Consider the following 16322-nt stretch of genomic DNA (forward strand, 5'->3'; position numbering starts at 1 on the left):
TGCAACGGGCGCACCCGCTGCTCGTCGCCTAAAGGTTGCGGACGAAGGCCTGGATGACGCCGGCGCGCCGCGTGCGGTCGCCGGTGTTCTCGATGCGATAGCGCCCCACGCTCTCAGGCACGACGAAGGTCTCGCCGTAGTAGACGCCGAAGGGCTCGAAGCTGCCGTCCAGGCTCACGACGCGGACGCTCGTGCCCTCCACGAGGTTGAGCATGTTGACGCTCTGGTGGCAGTCGACCGTGGCGGCATCCTCGAACCAGTGGCGGTCCGTCTCGATGAACTCGAGCTCGTGGAGGCCGGTCCTCTGGATCACCACGCCCTCCTGGTCGGAAAGGTCCTGGTGCGGGGCGTCCGCCCGGTCGATCAGCTGCGAGAGGGCATAGTCGGTGTCGCGGTCGAGCCTGATGTTGGGCGCGCCGTGGTCGACGTGCACGGGGCGGGGGACGCCGTCGAGCCCCACGCGACCCCAGTCCCACAGCTTGAAGGTGAAGATGTAGGGCGTCGCGCTGATCTCGAGCACCACGGTGTTGGGCCCGGCGCAGTGCACGGTGCCAGCGGGAATCGACACGTGGTCGTGCTTCCTCACGGGAAAGCGGTTCACGAAGCGCTCGTCGTGGAAGCGGTCCTCGCCGCGCTCGGCGCGCTTGAGGTCGGCCACCATCTCCTCGCGGCTCACGCCGGGCCTCACGCCCAGGTACACGCAGGAGTCCTCGCTCGCGTCGAGGATGTAGTAGCTCTCGTCCTGTGTGTAGTGGATGCCAAACCTGTCCTGCGCGTACTCCACCAGCGGATGGACCTGCAGGGAGAGGTTCTGGCCACCCATCGTGTCGAGGAAGTCGAAGCGGATGGGGAACTCCGCCCCGAAGCGGGCGTGGACCTTGGGCCCCAGGAGCGCGTCCGGCTCGCGCAGCACGACGTTGATCGCAGGAATCTCCAGGCGCACCCCATCGAAGTCGAGGATGACGCTGTTCTCCTCGGGCACGCCGTCGAAGGCCCAGCCAAAGTTTGGCGCGTCGGGGTCGAGGCCGAAGCGTCGCTGCATCCAGTGGCCTCCCCAGACGCTTGCGTCGAAGTAGGGGACGAGGCGGAAGGGCTGGCGCGCGACCTGAGCGAGGCCCGCGCGATAGGCGCCACCCGGCACCATCTTGGGCTCGCCGGGCACGTTGGTCTCGAGCTCGAAGTCCACGCGGTCGAAGAGCGCCCGCTTGGTGAGGTCGGCCATGCGCCACTCGAAGAAGTAGCCGCGCTTGAACTTGCGCAGGGCGTCCTCGTCGGCGTTGTCTGCCTTCCAGTTGGGCATGCCGGCACGCAGGCGCAGCTGGATCTCCCAGCGGGTGAGGTCGGCGTACAGCAGGAGGTCGGGATCAGGGCAGATGACGGTGGCGCCGACGCCAAAGACCACGGAGAGCCCCGGGGCGGACGAAAGCCTGGCGCGTGCCTGCCCCACGCGGCCTGCGTCGAAGAACTCGTCCGCCGTGTAGTGGGAGAGGACGCCAAACACGCGGTCGTCGGTGATCGTGTCGGCGATGCGCGCCTGCACGCGCGGGGCGTCCCATGCGTAGTCGTCGGCAAGGAGGGCAGCTTCGGCGCCAAGCGGTTCCACGAGGCCCTGCCGGATCTCGTCCATGTTGGTCCCCGGATAGCATTCGATGGCGAGGGTGAGCCTGCTGCCTCTCTCGCCCGCGAGCTCGTCCAGCCTGCCTCTGACGGCGGCGAGGACGGCGGGCCAGCCGCGGACGCCCCTTTCGGCGTCGTGGATCCTGACCTCGGGACGTAGCCTGTAGTCGCTCATGAGCGTCCTTTCCACTGCGCACCTCGCCCTCCCGCCTGGAGCCCTGCTGCCGCTCGCCAAAAGCGGGCGACTGACGTCACGCTGCGAGCCGAGAGACGCAAGCCTACTCTCTCGCCAGCCGCTCCAGTCCCTCGCGAGCGCGCGCCAGCTGGCCCTTGTACCAGGGCTGGTCCGGCACCGCCTCGAGGAGGCCCGCCTCGGCCTCGAGGTAGAGGTCGCGAGCGCGATGGTGGTCCCTCTCGCCCCCTCGCCCGTACTCGAAGCAGCCGGCGAGCCTCAGGGCCGCGCTTCCCCAGACGGCACCGTCCCCCTCGTCCTTCGCGCGCTTGTAGGCCATCTGGTAGTAGAAGTAGGCCTGCTCGTTGTCGCGTCTCACGCCGTGCCCCTGCCACAGCAGGTCGCCGTACTTGCACGCGGCCTCGGCGTTGCCCAGCACCGCCGCCTTGCGGAACCACTTCGCGGCCGCGTCGAAGTCCTTCTCGCCCAGCCGACCGTACGAGCAGACGTGGCCCAGGTTGCACATGGCCCGTGCGTTCCCACGCTCGGCCGATGCCTGGTAGAAGTGCTCCGCGAGCTCGAAGCAGACCACGCGGTGAATCCCCTCGCTGACCATGCCCTCCTGGTAGTAGCGCGCGCCGATGGCAAGCGAGAGCTCGCCGTCCTCTCTCGCGTCGACCTCAGGGTCGTAGTCCTCTGCGCCGAGGTCCTGGGCCTCGGACGCGTAGAGGCCCAGGACCTCGCCGTCCTCCTCCGCGCGGGCGATGCCCAGCCACAGCCTGCTTCCCGGCTGGGGGAGGTCGGGGCCGGCCTGTAGGTCGCCGTCAGCGGTCCCGACGCCTTCCGCGGTTCCCGGTTCCGTGGCCCCCTCCTCGTCCGGGAACGGCACCACGGCGGCGAGCGTCGCCTCCCAGTGCGGCGCGTCGGGCTCGTCCGGGTCGATAGCGCAACGCTCGACGCGCGCGAAGACGCGCCAGGGATGTGCGTCCGCGTCGCCCTCACCCTCGGACGGGAAGAGCACGGCGCTCACGACGTCGGGGTACAGCGGGTCGCGCCAGCGGTCGAGCCGCTCGCCGCCGCGCGCCTCCTCGACGCCCGGGAACTCCTCGAAGAGCTCGCCGATCCATCGCGTGTGCGCCTTGAGCATTTCGGGCATGTCCTCCCAGCTCAGGATGTCGATGACCTCGCAGTCGGGGGCATCCTGGTCGACGATGCGCTCCGGCGTCAGCCCAAAGCCGCCGAAGAGGTCGTACTGGGGCATGATCTGGTGGTCGGCGGTGCTGCACGGGCACAGCAGGTAGAGGCAGACGCCGTTTTCGTGGTCGACGCGCGGCCAGGCCAGGCTGGCATCGGCATCGAAGTCCCAGTGGTCGGGCAGCGCCTCGAGGGCCTCGGGAGGGAGTTGCGGCTCCGGCGCGGATGCGATCTGCCGCGCCAGCTCCTCGAGGTCGTGTCGGGCGAGCCTGAGGTCGACGATGACGGGGTGGCCCAGGTATGCGCGGAGCGGCAGCTCGGACAGTTTTTGCATGGGGCCTCCTGCATGCGCGAGGGCGGGCGGTCGGCGAGTCGGTTCCGCGGGCGAGCGACGGCTCGGCGCGTGCACCCATTCTAGGGGAGGGGCGCATGGCTGGGGGAGAGGTGCGCATTTCATTTCTAGAATGTACGCCGTCTCCTGCTGACCTGGGAAAACGTAGGCAGCTGTGCATTTCATTTTTGAAATGCACAGCTCGGTCGTCGGCTGCCGCCGGCCCCTTCCGAGGCGGGGCGCCTGAGCCGCCGCGTCGCAGGCATGGAGCTGGGTGGCCTTCTGATGGTCGCTGCCGCACTGGTTGCCGCCATCGTCTCGGCGACGGTGCTGGCCGACCACTTCTCGAGTCCCGACGCCTGGACTTCGCAGATTGCCTCCCTCAATGCCCGCGCCGAGACGGCGACCGGACTGGTCACGGTGGCCACGGCACTCTCGGCCGGCATCTCGCTCATCCCGGGGGACTTCGGTGCGCCCATCGCGGAGAAGCTCGTCGAGCTCAGCGTCGACCTGGGCATCGTCCTTGCTGCCATCTACCTTGAGAAGTACCTTCTCACCATCTTCAGCCTGGCAGCGTTCAGGCTGCTCATCCCACTGAGCTGCGCTCTCGCCGTCGCCGCCGTGGTCACGAGCGGACGCCTGCGCTGGGACCAGAACGCCGGGCTGCAGACGCTGTTCCGCAGCTTCGCACTGCGTTTGGCGGTCTTTGCCATCGCAGGGTTCCTGGTGGTGCCGGCCAGCGTGATGGTGTCGGACGTCGTGCAGGCGACCTACAAGGCGGACGTCGAGACGGTGACGGCCGCCGTGGCGTCGGCTCCGGAGGAGTCTCCCATCGAGGAGCCCCAGGTGGAGGAGGCGGCCCTGGAGCCCGAGGCGAGCGAGCAGACCCAGGAGGACAGGAACGTCCTGGATAACTTCATAAGCTGGGTACAGGACCGGGCGAACGACGCGACCACCGTCGCGACCAACGTCGTGGATGCCGCCGGCAACGCCGTCCAAGCGGTGACGGATGACGCGAAGTCGTTCATCGAGTCCGCGAAGAACGTCCTCAACCGCATGATCGAGGCCTTTGCCGTCATGGTGGTGACCTGCTGCGTGATTCCCATCGTCACGCTGCTGTTCTTCGTGTGGCTCGCCAACACCATCCTGGGCCTGGGCATCAACATGCCTGACGCCCGCGGCCTGCGCAGGCCCGGGCAGTCTGTCGCCTCCAAGCTGCTGAGCCGCAAGGGCTCTGCTGCGGGAGAGGGGGAGCTGGCCGCGCAGTAGGTGGCCGGGATCACCTGCGAGTTGGGAGTTGGCGCCGCGTGGCCGAGGGGCTGCGCGGCGCTTTCTTGTTCGCGTGCGTTGCGTTGTGGCGGGCACGGTCTTGGCTGCGAGCACGCTGTTGCGCACGCCCCTGGCAGCGAGCACGCTGTTACGCACATTGGCGGCCCTCATTAACTGGGCAAACGCGAGCTGCGTTGTGCGTTCGTGCGTGGTGGACGAAAAGCGCGTGCGCTCGCGCGTGCTCGTTGCTGCGGTATGTGCGCTGGCGCGTGCTAGGCATATGGCGGGCGAGAGATGCGGGCACAATTCTGCGCGTCCAGGTCCCATGTGTCAGTCGTGTGACGCTTTTCTCGCCTTCCCACCATTTCCAGTTTAGTTAGTTAGACTAACTAACTAAATTTCACGCCATGTGGGGGAGAAAGGCCGCCCGACATGGCCCTGACCTGGATCGGTGGTGGCTTGGTGGACGCGATTGACGAGCTCAGAGGCGGCGGCAAGACTGGCATGGCGCCCGCTGACGGCCCTGCGGCCGACGGTCGGACCACCTTTGACGTCGCCCCCGCCGCGGGCGCGACGGCCGACGGCCAGCCCGTCACCCCCACCCCCGACGCCAAGGCTGCCGAGCGCATCACCGTCGAGATCAGCGAGCTCCTCGTCTCCATCTACAACTCGGTCGACGCGGTCGAGAGCAAGATGTTCAGGCGGGTCCGCGGCCTGGGCGTGACCATGAGCGAGGCGCGCATCGTCCAGATCGTGGGAGACGAGACCTTCCACACCGACAGGCAGATCAGCGTGAGCCAGATCGCCGCCGAGGCGATGGTGAAGATCCCCTCGATGACCGCGGGGGTCAACCGCCTCGTCGACCGCGGCTTCCTCACCAAGGAGCGCGACGAGAGCGACGGCCGTCGCGTCAACGTGGCCCTCACCAGGAAGGGCGAGGAGGTCTACCGCCTCCACACGATCTTCCACATGCGCATGGCCGCCGCGATCATGGAGGGCATGTCCCTCGAGGACATGGGGAAGTTCCACGCGGGCATCGAGCGCCTCGCCGCCTTCTACAGGGCAGAGGAGGAGAAGTAGCATGGGCCTTCGCATCCTTGGGACGGGCAGCGCCCTTCCCGCCAGGCGCGTCACCAACGAGGAGCTGTCGGGCTTCCTCGACACCTCCGACGAGTGGATCAGCCAGCGCACGGGCATCCGCGCCCGCCGGGTGTGCACCACCGAGACCCTCGACGACCTGGCGACCCAGGCGTCGCGGCGCGCCCTGGAGTCCGCGGGCGTCGACGCGTCCGAGCTCGGCGCCGTCATCTGCACCACCACCTCCCCCGACCACGTGATGCCCGCCGAGGCGAGCGTCGTGCAGGGGCGCATCGGAGCCTCCTGCCCCTCGTTCGACCTCGCCGCGGCCTGCGCGGGGTTCGTCTTCGCCCTCGACGTGGCGGACGGCATCTTCGCGAGGGGCAGGGCGCGCCGCGTGCTCGTGGTCTCGGCGGAGAGGTGCACGCGCTACCTCGACTGGACCGACCGCGCCACCTGCGTGCTCTTCGGCGACGGTGCCGCGGCGGCGGTGCTCGGTGCGGAGGGGGAGGGGCTCCTCTCCCTCAGGCTGTCGACCCAGCCTGACACGGGCGCCCTGGACCTCCCCGGCATCCCGGGGAGCAGCCCCTTCGACAAGACCGTCCGCGGCCCGCAACTGCTCTCCATGCGCGGCCGCGAGATCTTCAAGTTCGGCGTCACTTCCATCGAGCGAGAGGTGCGCGCCCTCGCGGCAGACGCGGGCATGGAGGTGGCGGACATCGACCATTTCGTGTTCCACCAGGCCAACGGTCGCATCCTCGACTCGGCTGCGTCGCGCCTGGGCATCGACGCCTCGCGCGTCGTGCGGACGCTGGTCGAGACGGGCAACCTCTCCAGCGCCTGCATTCCCCACGCGCTCGACCACCTCGTGAGGTCGGGCGGCCTGGCGGCAGGGCAGACCGTCGCGATCGTGGGCTTCGGGGCGGGGCTCTCCGTGGGCTCCTGCCTGATCAGGTGGGAGGAGGGGGCCGCCGGGACGGGCCCGGCCCTTCCGCACGCGGCCGCCAAGGCACCACTGACGTGACCGCCGAGAGGGGCCACGAGCCGCCGTCGGGAGCGACGGCGGGCGAACCAGGGCATCACCGGGCGGAGGCTCGCCCGTGACCATAGGGGCCATCGCCCCGCAAGGACAAGGGAAGAACAGGTCAAGACGGACAGAAGGAGGGCCATCATGGCCAAGGAGACCACGTTCGAGCACATCTGCGACATCCTCCGCGAGCAGGACGGCATCACCGGCGAGCTCACGCCTGAGACGAGCTTCGAGGAGATCGGCCTCGACTCGCTCTCCATCGTGGAGGCGGTCATGGCCTGCGAGGGCGACTTCGACATCGAGATCGACGCCGAGGCCAACCCCAAGACGATCGGCGAGTTCGTCTCGCTGGTCGACGGCCTCGTCGCCCAGAAGGGCTAGCACCAGATGATCCGCACACCCATTTGCGACGTCGTCGGCATCGAGAAGCCCGTCTTCCAGGGTGGCATGGCCTGGATCGCCGACGCCTCCCTCGCCTCGGCCGTCTCGAACGCAGGCGGCCTGGGCGTCATCTCGGCGATGAACGCCGACGCGGAGTGGCTCCGAGGTCAGATTCGCGCCTGCCGCGAGCTCACGGACAGGCCGTTCGGCGTGAACATCATGCTCCAGAGCCCCTTCGTGGACGAGGTCGCCCAGGTGGTCGTCGACGAGCACGTCTCCGTCGTCATCACGGGGGCGGGCACGCCCAACAAGCACATGAAGTCGTGGGTGCCCGCCGGCATCAAGGTGATTCCCGTGGTCGCCTCCGTGGCGCTCGCGCGCCTCGTGGAGCGGGCCGGCGCCGTGGCCGTGGTCGCCGAGGGCGGCGAGTCGGGCGGGCACGTGGGCGACCTCACCACCATGACGCTGGTGCCGCAGGTGGTCGACGCAGTGGACGTCCCCGTGGTCGCCGCCGGCGGGATCGCCGACGGCAGGGGGGTGGCTGCGGCCCTCATGCTTGGCGCCGTGGGCGTCCAGGTGGGCACGCGCTTCCTCGTTGCCGACGAGTGCACGGTGAGCGAGGAGTACAAGGAGCGCATCCTCAAGGCCAACGACATCGCCACCATGGTGACGGGCCGCAGGGACGACGGCGCCGTCCGCTGCCTCAAGACGCCCTTCTCGCGCAGGTACGCGAAGCTCGAGAGGGAGGGCGCCTCCAAGGAGGAGCTCGCCGAACTGGGCCGCGGCTCCCTGCGCAAGGCCGCCGTGGACGGCAACTACGAGGAGGGCAGCTTCATGGCCGGCCAGTCCGCCGGCATGGTGACCAGGCGCCAGCCCGCGGCCGACATCGTCGACGACCTGCTCGAAGGCGCGGAGGAAGTGCTTCGGGGGGCGACGAGATGGGTAAGGTAGCCCTCCTCTTCGCGGGCCAGGGAGCCCAGCACCCCGGCATGGCCGACGGCCTCGTCACGCGCGAGCCCGCCGCCCAAGAGACCTTCGAGCTGCTCGAGGCCCGCATGCCCGGCCTGGGCAGGCTCTGCCGCGAGGGCTCCCGTGAGGAGCTCGCGCAGACGCGCAACACGCAGCCCGCCGTCTTCGCCTGCGACCTGGCGGCCGCCCGCGCGCTCGCCTCGCATGGCGTGCGGCCCGACGCCGTGGCGGGCTTCTCGCTCGGGGAGCTGTCCGCACTAGCGTTTGCGGGGGCCTTCTCGCCCGAGGACGCCTTCGACCTGGTGCTACGTCGCGCCGAGCTCATGGACTCCGCCTCGGGGAGGAATCCCGGGGGCATGAGGGCCGTGCTGAGGCTTCCGGCCAGGCGCGTGGAGGCCCTCGCCGCAAAGGCCGGCGACGCCTGGCCCGTCAACTACAACAGCGTGGAACAGACCGTGGTGGCGGGGACCGAGGAGGCCCTCGGGCGGCTTGACGCCCTGGTGCGCGAGGCGGGCGGGCGCTGCATGCGCCTGGCGGTCTCGGGCGCCTTCCACAGCCCGCTCATGGCACCCGCCTCCGACGGGCTGCGGGAGTGGCTGGCGCGCACGCTTCCCGTCCCCACGACCGTCCCCGTGTGGGCCAACGCCACGGCGCGGCCCTACCCCGACGACCCCGCCGCCATGGCTGAGCTCCTGGCGCGGCAGGCGTCGAGTCCCGTGCGCTGGCAGCAGACCGTGGAGGGTCTGGTGGGCCTCGGGGTCGACACCTTCGTCGAGGTCGGTCCGGGCAGCACGCTCACCAAGCTCGTGGGCAGGATCGCGCGGGGAGCCACCGCGCTCCCCTGCGAGACGCCCGACCAGCTCGATGCCGTGCTGGCGCATCTCGAGGGGAGAGAGTCATGAGCGACGCGCTCGCAGGGACGTCCGCGGCCGGAGTGTCCACGGGACCAGCCGAGGCCCCCGTGCGCAGGGTGGCCCTCGTCACGGGCGGCTCGCGCGGGATCGGCAGGGCGACGTCGATCGCCCTCGCGAGGGACGGGTTCGACGTTGCCGTGGTCTATGCCGGAAACGACGAGGCGGCCTGCAAGACGGTGGGGGAGCTCGAGTCCCTGGGCGCCGCGGCACGGAGCTACCGCTGCGACGTGGCTGACGGGGACGAGGCGACCGCCTGCGTGAGGCAGGTCCTGGCCGACTTCGGCTCCGTCTGGGCCCTCGTGAACAACGCGGGCGTCACCCGCGACGGCCTCCTGGCGCGCATGTCCGACGAGGACTTCGACGCGGTCCTCTCCGTGAACCTCAAGGGCGCCTTCCACATGACGCGCGCCCTCTGCCGCACCCTCATGCGCCAGCGCGGGGGCCGCATCGTCAACGTGAGCTCCGTCGTGGGCGTCATGGGCAACGCGGGCCAGGCCAACTACGCAGCCTCGAAGGCGGGCCTCATCGGCCTCACCAAGTCCGTGGCGCGCGAGCTGGCGGGCCGTGGTGTCACCTGCAACGCCGTGGCTCCCGGCTTCGTTCGGACGGACATGACGGCGAAGCTGCCGGATGCGGTGAGGGAGAGGTACGAGGGGCAGATTCCCCTGGGCCACCTGTGCGAGCCGGAGGACGTGGCGGAGGCCATCGCCTTCCTCGCGAGCGACGCGGCGGCCTACGTCACCGGGGCCGTCCTGCCCGTCGACGGCGGAATGGGCATGTAGAGAATGGGGAGCGTGAGTTCGCACATGGAGCACAGGGTAGCCATCACCGGCCTGGGGGCCATCTCGCCCGTGGGCAACACCGCGGCCGAGACCTGGGACTCCCTCAGGGCGGGACGCGTGGGCATCGGTCCCATAAGCAAGTTCGATGCGAGCGGCAGCAAGGTCAAGGTCGCCGCGGAGGTCAAGGGCTTCGACGCCCGCGAGGCCTTCGGCGTGGCTGAGGCCCGCCGGAGCGACCCCTTCGTGCTCTATGCGCTCGTCGCGGCGGACCAGGCCATGGCGGACTCCGGCCTCGACCGCGAGGGCGCCGTGGACCACGAGCGCCTGGGCGTCTACGTGGGCTCGGGCATCGGTGGGATCCAGACCACCGTGGCGAACGAGGACGTGCTGAGGGGCTCGGGCCCCGGCAGGGTCTCTCCCTTCCTGGTGCCGGCAATGATCGCCAACATGGCATCGGGGCAGGTGGCCATCAGGCACAGGTGCTACGGCCCCACGCTTCCCGTGGTGACGGCCTGCGCCACCTCGTCCCACGCCATCGGCGAGGCGTTCCGCGCCATCAGGCACGGCTACGCCGACGCCATCCTGGCCGGCGGCTCGGAGGCGGCCATCATGGAGCTCGCCGTGGCCGGCTTCGCCAACGCCAAGGCCCTCACGCGCAACCCCGACCCCGTGACCGCCTGCCGGCCTTTCGACCGCGGGCGCGACGGCTTCGTGATGGGGGAGGGAGCCGCGGTCCTCGTGCTCGAGGAGCTCGACCACGCCCTGGCCCGCGGGGCCCACGTCTACGCCGAGGTCATGGGCTACGGCAACACCTGCGACGCCTACCACATGACGAGCCCCGACCCGGAGGCCTCGGGCATCTCGCGCGCTATTGGGCAGGCGGCTGCGGAGGCGGGCCTGGACGCCGCCGAGGGCCTCTACGTCAACGCGCACGGCACCTCGACCAAGCTTAACGACCTCTCGGAGACGCGCGGGCTCAAGGCCGCGCTCGGCGAGGGGGCGGCGCGCTCGGCCAAGGTGTCGTCGACCAAGTCGATGACGGGGCACATGCTGGGGGCCGCGGGGGCCATCGAGGCCCTGGCCTGCGCGAAGGCCCTGGAGGAGGGGGTCGTGCCGCCCACGATGGGGCTCACCGACCCCGACCCGGACTGCGACCTCGACTACACGCCGCTGGTGGCCGCCGAGTTCCGGGCGCGCTGGGCGCTCTCCACCTCGCTCGGCTTCGGCGGACACAACGCGGCCCTGGTGCTGCGCTCCTTCGAGGGATAGGTGGTCGAGATGATCGATGCGAAGAGGGTCGACGACCTGGCTCGGGTGCTCAGGTCCAACGGACTCACGCGCCTGCGCCTCGAGGAGGCTGGTGAGGTCATAGAGCTCGAGTGCGCGCCCGTCGTCGCGGCGACGTCCGCCTCTGCGCCATTGCCGGCGGGCGTGGCGGGCGTTGCTGATGCCACGTTGCCGGGAGCACCCTCCGTCGCGGATGCGGTGGCCCTCTCGCCTGCGGGCGAGGACGCGATGGCGGCTACGATCCCGGGCGAGGACGGCCTGGAGCCGGACCAGCGGCCGCTCGACCTCTCCAAGGTGGCCACGGTGACCGCCCCCATGGTGGGCGTGTTCTATGCCGCCCCCTCGCCCGGGGCGGAGCCCTTCGTGCACGTGGGATCCAAGGTGCGCAAGGGTGACACGCTCTGTGTCATCGAGGCGATGAAGCTCATGAACGAGGTCGTGGCCGAGCGCGACGGCGAGGTCATCGACGTGTGCGTGGGCGACGGCGAGCTGGTGGAGTTCGGCTGCACGCTCATGAAGCTGTGCTAGGCGGCAGCTGACGCGGACGGCCGACGGGCCTGCGAGGGAGACGAGCCATGAACAGGGAAGAGATCAAGGGGCTGCTGCCCCATCGCGAGCCCATGCTGCTCCTGGACGACGCCGAGGTCGTCGGGGACGAGGCCGTGGGGCACGTGACGGTCACGGGCGACGAGTTCTTTGTGCGGGGGCACTTCCCCGGCGACCCCGTAGTGCCCGGCGTGATCCTGTGCGAGATGCTCGCGCAGAACTGCTGCGTCCTCCTGGGCGAGGCGATGTCGGGCGAGGGGAGGGTCCCCCTCTACACGAGCCTGGACAAGGTGCGCTTCAGGCACCCCGTGAGGCCGGGCGACACCGTGGAGCTGCGCTGCCGCATCACGCGCGAGCACGGGGCCTTCCACTTCGCCCACGGCGAGGTGCTCGTGGGGGACATGCCCTGCTGCAGCGCGGACATGTCGTTCGCCCTGGTGCCAGCCGCCGACGTGGCCGACGGGGGGCGCTAGGTGTTCGAGAAGATCCTCGTCGCCAACCGTGGCGAGGTCGCCGTCCGCGTGATACGCGCCTGCAAGGAGATGGGCGTGAAGACCGTCGCCGTCTACTCCACGGCCGACGCCGGCGCCTTCCACGCCCAGATTGCCGACGAGGCCTACTGCATAGGCGGGCCGCGCCCGCAGGAGAGCTACCTCAACGCCGATGCCATCCTCACCGTCGCCCTGGAGAGCGGGGCCACGGCCATCCATCCCGGCTACGGCTTCCTCTCGGAGTCCGCCCCCTTCGCGCGTGAGTGCCGCGACTGCGGCATCGTGTTCGTCGGTCCCTCTCCCGAGGTGATCGAGCGCATGGGCGACAAGGACGAGGCCCGCCGGACGGCGCGTGCGGCGGGGGTGCCCGTGGTGGAGGGCTCGGACCTCCTGCGCGACGAGGCGGACGCGCAGGAGCAAGCCCGCCGCATAGGCTTCCCGCTCCTGGTCAAGGCACGTGCCGGTGGCGGCGGCAGGGGCATCCGCAAGGTGACGGGCCCCGAGGGCGTCGCTTCGGCCTTCCTGGCCGCGAGCTCCGAGGCCCAGGCGGCCTTCGGCGACGGCGGCTGCTACATGGAGCGCTTCATCCATCCCGCCCACCACGTGGAGGTCCAGGTCCTGGCGGACGCGCGGGGCAACGTGGTCTCGCTGGGCGAGCGCGAGTGCTCGGTGCAGCGCCACAACCAGAAGCTCCTGGAGGAGAGCCCCAGCCCTTCGGTCACGCCCGAGGTCCGCGAGTGCATGCACGCCGCCGCGCGCGACCTCGCCCGGGCCGTGGGCTACGTGGGTGTGGGCACCATCGAGTACCTCTACTCCGACGACGGCACCTTCGCCTTCATGGAGATGAATACCCGCCTGCAGGTGGAGCATCCCGTGACCGAGATGGTCACGGGAGTCGACCTGGTGAAGTGGCAGCTGCGCGTGGCGTCCGGGGTGGAGCTGCCCTTCTCCCAGGACGACGTCCGCGTGGACGGCCACGCCATCGAGTGCCGCATCAACGCCGAGACCCCCGAGTTCCTCCCCTCGTGCGGCACGGTGTCCATGCTGCACGTCCCGGGCGGCCCCTGGGTCCGCTTCGACACGGCCCTCTTCCAGGGGGCGTCCGTGCCTCCCTACTACGACTCGATGCTGGGCAAGCTCGTCATCTCGTCCCCCTCGCGCGAGGAGGCCATACGCAAGATGCGCTCCGCCCTGGGCGAGCTGGTGATCGAGGGGGTGGCGGAGAACTCCGAGCTGCAGCTCGACATACTCTCGAACCCCGAGTTCGTCTCGGGCGTCTACCACACCGACCTCATGGAGCACCTCTATGGCGACGAATAGGAAGAAGACCAAGAGCGTGAACGTGCTCGAGGGGGCCGTGACCGAGGTTCCCGTCGAGCTGCCGTCGCGCCACGTGTTCGTGAAGTGCCCCAACTGCCGTCGCGTGACGGACGCCGACGTCCTGGCCGACAACCTGGACGTGTGCCCGCGCTGCGGCCATCCCATGCGGCTGAGGGCCCGCCGCCGCCTCGCGATGACGGTGGACGCGGGGAGCTTCGAGGAGATGGACGCCGAGCTCAGGGTGAGGGACTTCCTCCGCTTCCCGGGATACGAGGAGAAGCTCCGCAGCGCCCGCCTGCGCACGGGCGAGAACGACGCCGTCCTCACCGGTGTGGCCTCCATCGGCGGCTGCCCCACCGGCGTCTTCGTGATGGACGGCGAGTTCATGATGGGTTCCATGGGCGCCGTGGTGGGCGAGAAGCTCTGCCGCCTCTTCGAGAGGGCCCTCGAGCTGCGCATCCCCGTGGTAGGCTTCACCGTGTCGGGTGGGGCGCGCATGCAGGAGGGGACCACGTCGCTCGTGCAGATGGCCAAGGTCTCCGCCGCGGTGCGCAGGCACTCCGAGGCGGGGCTGCTCTACGTGGTGGTGCTGACGGACCCGACCTCGGGCGGCGTCACGGCGAGCTTCGCGATGGAGGGCGACGTCACCCTGGCCGAGCCTGGGGCGCTCGTTGCCTTCGCCGGGCCGCGTGTGGTGGAGCAGACCACCCACAAGCGCCTGCCCGCGGGGTTCCAGCGCTCCGAGTTCCTCCTGGAGCACGGCTTCGTGGACCGCATCGTGGAGCGCAGGGACCTCCCCTCGATGCTGGGCAGGCTGCTGGCCCTGCACGAGGGCGGCGCCTACCGTGCGCCCGACGGGGCCGACGTGCCCGAGGTCCGCGCCGCGGCCGACGTGCTGGGGGAGCCTTCCGGCGCCGCGGGGACGGGGAAGGACGGCGCCGGCGCCTCGGGCGTCGCGCTGTCGGCTGGCGGGGACGGGGGCGGTGCGGTTCGCGAGGCCGCGCGAGGCCAGGAGGGCAAACGCGTGCGTCTCTCCACCGAAGGCGTCGGTGCGGCTCGCGAGGGCTCGCGAGGCCAGGAGGGCACGCCTCTCTCGCCTGATGTCGGACGGGAAGGCGGGGCGCCGGCCAAGGGCTCACCATCGGCCACGCCCGCTCCCTCGGCGTACGAGCTGCTCTCGCGCGTGCGCGGCGGCGAGCGCGGGACGGTCCTCCCCCTGATGGAGCAGGTCTTCGACGGCTTCCTCGAGCTGCACGGGGATCGGCTCTTCGGCGACGACGCGGCCATCGTGGGCGGCATCGCGCTGCTGGGGAACCGGCCCGTGACGGTGATAGGCACCGAGCGCGGCCGCGACACCAAGGAACGCGTCGCGCGCAACTTCGGCTCGGCCAACCCCGAGGGCTATCGCAAGGCCCAGCGCCTCATGCGCGAGGCCGAGAAGTTCGGCCGTCCCGTGGTATGCCTCGTCGACACCTCGGGCGCCTACTGCGGGGTCGGCGCGGAGGAGCGCGGCCAGGGCGAGGCCATCGCCTCGAGTCTGGTGGAGATGGGCGGGCTCAGGGTGCCCGTCGTCTCGGTCATCGTGGGCGAGGGCGGTTCTGGTGGGGCGCTCGCCCTGGCCGCAGGCGACCGGACGCTCATGCTCTCGGGCGCCGTGTACTCGGTCGTGAGCCCGGAGGGCGCTGCGTCCATCCTCTGGAAGGACACGTCGCGCGCTGCGGAGGCGGCGGAGGCCCTGCGCGTCACGGCGTGCGACCTCGTCGAGCTGGGAATCGTGGATGACGTGGTGGACGACGCGGGCCTGGGTGGCGAGGGGTTCGCCCGGTCCCTCTCCGCGCGGCTCGCCGAGGAGGTCGACGCCCTGGCCGGTCTGGGCGTGGACGAGCTGCTCGAGCGCCGCTACGACCGCTTCCGCCGCATGGGAGGAGACGCGCTATGCCGGGAATAGCCATCGTCACGGACTCCACCTGCTGCCTCACGCGCCAGGAGGCGCGCGAGCTGGGGTGCACCGTGCTGCCCATGACCTACGTCGCGCGCGGCGAGCGCCGGCCGGAGCTGCCCCAAGGTGAGAACGGCGACTACGAGGCGATCCTGCGCGAGGACCCCTTCGTGGGGACCGAGTCGGTCTACCAGCGCGACTTCGCGCGGGCCTTCGAGCGGTTGCTCGACTCGGGCCGGGACGTGCTGTGCGTGACGATGTCGGCGAGGCTGTCTGGCGCGCACCGCGCCGCCCGCGAGGCGGCTGCGGCCCTTGATCGGGAGCGGACCGGCGTCGGCGGGCGCGTGCAGGTCGTTGACTCGTGGGTCACGGCCTCGGGGCTCGAGCTCGTCGTGCGTCAGGCCCGGGCCCTCGCGGACGCGGGCCTCTCGCTCACGGAGGTCGCGGACGGCGTGCGCGAGTTCCGCGGACGCGTGGGCATACGCTTTGCCGTCCCGGACATGAGGCCCCTGCGCCGCAGCGGCCGGCTCGGGGCGACGCGGCGCTCCGTGGCGGGGATGCTGGGGCGCTACCCGGTCTTCTGCCTGCGTGAGGGCGCCATCGAGACGGTCGAGGTCGTCCGCGGGGGGATCTCTGCCGCGCGCGAGCTCGTGGGGCCCGTTCCCGCGGACGTGGGGACGGTCATCGTGTCCCACTTCGGGCATGCCGACGAGCTGGCGCGCTTCGCCCTCGTCGAGCTGCGTCGCCGTCGCCCCAAGGCGAGGGTGCTCGTGAAGGACGGTGGGCCCGTGCTCACGTCGAGGCTGGGGGTCGGGTCGCTGGCCCTAGGCTGGGTCGACGCGTCGGGTGGCGGTTCTGGCGTGGCGGGTGGCGAAGCGTCGGGCGGTGGCGAGGCGACGGGTGGCGCCGACGTGGCCAGTGGTGCCGACGTGGCGGCAGACGGTTCCGGTGCGGGCGGGGCGGATGGCCTTGGCGGCCGCTGAGGACACCTCTGCTGCGACGG

Annotated in this window: 15 protein-coding genes; 13 read left to right on the forward strand and 2 right to left on the reverse strand. The window is 70.7% G+C overall.

Translation table 11 applies throughout. The features are described from left to right. Positions 1–28: 28 nt before the first annotated feature. Together HMPREF1008_RS05500 and HMPREF1008_RS09890 are read right to left on the reverse strand one after the other, a co-directional pair. Positions 29–1792: a class I mannose-6-phosphate isomerase gene (locus HMPREF1008_RS05500; RefSeq protein WP_009278866.1), complete on the reverse strand. Its 1764-nt coding sequence runs from the start codon at positions 1790–1792 to the stop codon at positions 29–31. A 103-nt stretch (positions 1793–1895) separates the two neighbouring features. Beyond that, positions 1896–3317: a tetratricopeptide repeat protein gene (locus HMPREF1008_RS09890; protein WP_009278867.1), complete on the reverse strand. Its 1422-nt coding sequence runs from the start codon at positions 3315–3317 to the stop codon at positions 1896–1898. 282 nt (positions 3318–3599) lie between these two features. On the opposite strand from HMPREF1008_RS09890, the gene HMPREF1008_RS05515 reads away from it, so the two are divergent. The 13 genes from HMPREF1008_RS05515 (at position 3600) to HMPREF1008_RS05580 (ending at position 16302) form a co-directional block, all read left to right on the forward strand. Next, a complete protein-coding gene (locus HMPREF1008_RS05515; protein ID WP_009278868.1) occupies positions 3600–4583 on the forward strand; it encodes a hypothetical protein in 984 nt (327 codons plus the stop codon). Between the two features lie 432 nt (positions 4584–5015). After that, positions 5016–5663 carry a MarR family winged helix-turn-helix transcriptional regulator gene (locus tag HMPREF1008_RS05520; protein ID WP_009278869.1) on the forward strand — a complete coding sequence of 216 codons (648 nt, stop codon included), beginning with the start codon at positions 5016–5018 and terminating at the stop codon, positions 5661–5663. A 1-nt stretch (position 5664) separates the two neighbouring features. Beyond that, positions 5665–6684, forward strand: a complete 1020-nt coding sequence (locus HMPREF1008_RS05525; protein ID WP_009278870.1) for a beta-ketoacyl-ACP synthase III — start codon at positions 5665–5667, stop codon at positions 6682–6684. Between the two features lie 147 nt (positions 6685–6831). Then, on the forward strand, positions 6832–7071 hold the full coding sequence (locus HMPREF1008_RS05530) for an acyl carrier protein (protein ID WP_009278871.1): 240 nt from the start codon (positions 6832–6834) through the stop codon (positions 7069–7071). 6 nt (positions 7072–7077) lie between these two features. Beyond that, entirely contained in the window at positions 7078–8022 is a 945-nt protein-coding gene (locus HMPREF1008_RS05535; protein ID WP_009278872.1) for a nitronate monooxygenase, read from the forward strand. Further along, the gene (locus HMPREF1008_RS05540) at positions 8010–8942 is read left to right on the forward strand and encodes an ACP S-malonyltransferase (RefSeq protein ID WP_009278873.1); all 933 of its coding nucleotides are present in this window, start codon (positions 8010–8012) and stop codon (positions 8940–8942) included. The genes HMPREF1008_RS05535 and HMPREF1008_RS05540 overlap by 13 nt, the downstream gene beginning before the upstream one ends. A gap of 59 nt (positions 8943–9001) precedes the next feature. Further along, the gene (gene fabG, locus HMPREF1008_RS05545; RefSeq protein ID WP_040657008.1) at positions 9002–9736 is read left to right on the forward strand and encodes a 3-oxoacyl-[acyl-carrier-protein] reductase; all 735 of its coding nucleotides are present in this window, start codon (positions 9002–9004) and stop codon (positions 9734–9736) included. 24 nt (positions 9737–9760) lie between these two features. After that, positions 9761–11005 (forward strand): beta-ketoacyl-ACP synthase II, encoded by a 1245-nt coding sequence (fabF, locus tag HMPREF1008_RS05550; RefSeq protein ID WP_009278875.1) that lies wholly within the window; start codon positions 9761–9763, stop codon positions 11003–11005. A 9-nt stretch (positions 11006–11014) separates the two neighbouring features. Next, positions 11015–11551, forward strand: a complete 537-nt coding sequence (gene accB / locus HMPREF1008_RS05555; RefSeq protein ID WP_009278876.1) for an acetyl-CoA carboxylase biotin carboxyl carrier protein — start codon at positions 11015–11017, stop codon at positions 11549–11551. Positions 11552–11598: 47 nt separating this feature from the next. After that, the gene (locus HMPREF1008_RS05560; RefSeq protein WP_009278877.1) at positions 11599–12042 is read left to right on the forward strand and encodes a 3-hydroxyacyl-ACP dehydratase FabZ family protein; all 444 of its coding nucleotides are present in this window, start codon (positions 11599–11601) and stop codon (positions 12040–12042) included. Further along, positions 12043–13380: an acetyl/propionyl/methylcrotonyl-CoA carboxylase subunit alpha gene (locus HMPREF1008_RS05565; RefSeq protein WP_009278878.1), complete on the forward strand. Its 1338-nt coding sequence runs from the start codon at positions 12043–12045 to the stop codon at positions 13378–13380. It begins immediately after the preceding gene. Continuing rightward, the gene (locus HMPREF1008_RS10855) at positions 13367–15328 is read left to right on the forward strand and encodes an acetyl-CoA carboxylase carboxyl transferase subunit (RefSeq protein WP_009278879.1); all 1962 of its coding nucleotides are present in this window, start codon (positions 13367–13369) and stop codon (positions 15326–15328) included. Before HMPREF1008_RS05565 ends, HMPREF1008_RS10855 begins: the two co-directional genes overlap by 14 nt. Further along, positions 15316–16302: a DegV family protein gene (locus HMPREF1008_RS05580; protein WP_009278880.1), complete on the forward strand. Its 987-nt coding sequence runs from the start codon at positions 15316–15318 to the stop codon at positions 16300–16302. The genes HMPREF1008_RS10855 and HMPREF1008_RS05580 overlap by 13 nt, the downstream gene beginning before the upstream one ends. The last annotated feature ends 20 nt before the right edge of the window (positions 16303–16322 follow it).

Source organism: Olsenella sp. oral taxon 809 str. F0356 (assembly GCF_000233535.1).
In the GTDB taxonomy this organism is placed as follows: domain Bacteria; phylum Actinomycetota; class Coriobacteriia; order Coriobacteriales; family Atopobiaceae; genus Olsenella_I; species Olsenella_I phocaeensis.

What these genes read in the sequence shown, in the direction of transcription:
- HMPREF1008_RS05500 (WP_009278866.1), bottom strand. Translation starts at nt 1,792, where the DNA reads ATGAGCGACTACAGGCTACGTCCCGAGGTCAGGATCCACGACGCCGAA.
- HMPREF1008_RS09890 (WP_009278867.1), bottom strand. Translation starts at nt 3,317, where the DNA reads ATGCAAAAACTGTCCGAGCTGCCGCTCCGCGCATACCTGGGCCACCCC.
- HMPREF1008_RS05515 (WP_009278868.1), top strand. Translation starts at nt 3,600, where the DNA reads ATGGTCGCTGCCGCACTGGTTGCCGCCATCGTCTCGGCGACGGTGCTG.
- HMPREF1008_RS05520 (WP_009278869.1), top strand. Translation starts at nt 5,016, where the DNA reads ATGGCCCTGACCTGGATCGGTGGTGGCTTGGTGGACGCGATTGACGAG.
- HMPREF1008_RS05525 (WP_009278870.1), top strand. Translation starts at nt 5,665, where the DNA reads ATGGGCCTTCGCATCCTTGGGACGGGCAGCGCCCTTCCCGCCAGGCGC.
- HMPREF1008_RS05530 (WP_009278871.1), top strand. Translation starts at nt 6,832, where the DNA reads ATGGCCAAGGAGACCACGTTCGAGCACATCTGCGACATCCTCCGCGAG.
- HMPREF1008_RS05535 (WP_009278872.1), top strand. Translation starts at nt 7,078, where the DNA reads ATGATCCGCACACCCATTTGCGACGTCGTCGGCATCGAGAAGCCCGTC.
- HMPREF1008_RS05540 (WP_009278873.1), top strand. Translation starts at nt 8,010, where the DNA reads ATGGGTAAGGTAGCCCTCCTCTTCGCGGGCCAGGGAGCCCAGCACCCC.
- fabF (WP_009278875.1), top strand. Translation starts at nt 9,761, where the DNA reads ATGGAGCACAGGGTAGCCATCACCGGCCTGGGGGCCATCTCGCCCGTG.
- accB (WP_009278876.1), top strand. Translation starts at nt 11,015, where the DNA reads ATGATCGATGCGAAGAGGGTCGACGACCTGGCTCGGGTGCTCAGGTCC.
- HMPREF1008_RS05560 (WP_009278877.1), top strand. Translation starts at nt 11,599, where the DNA reads ATGAACAGGGAAGAGATCAAGGGGCTGCTGCCCCATCGCGAGCCCATG.
- HMPREF1008_RS10855 (WP_009278879.1), top strand. Translation starts at nt 13,367, where the DNA reads ATGGCGACGAATAGGAAGAAGACCAAGAGCGTGAACGTGCTCGAGGGG.
- HMPREF1008_RS05580 (WP_009278880.1), top strand. Translation starts at nt 15,316, where the DNA reads ATGCCGGGAATAGCCATCGTCACGGACTCCACCTGCTGCCTCACGCGC.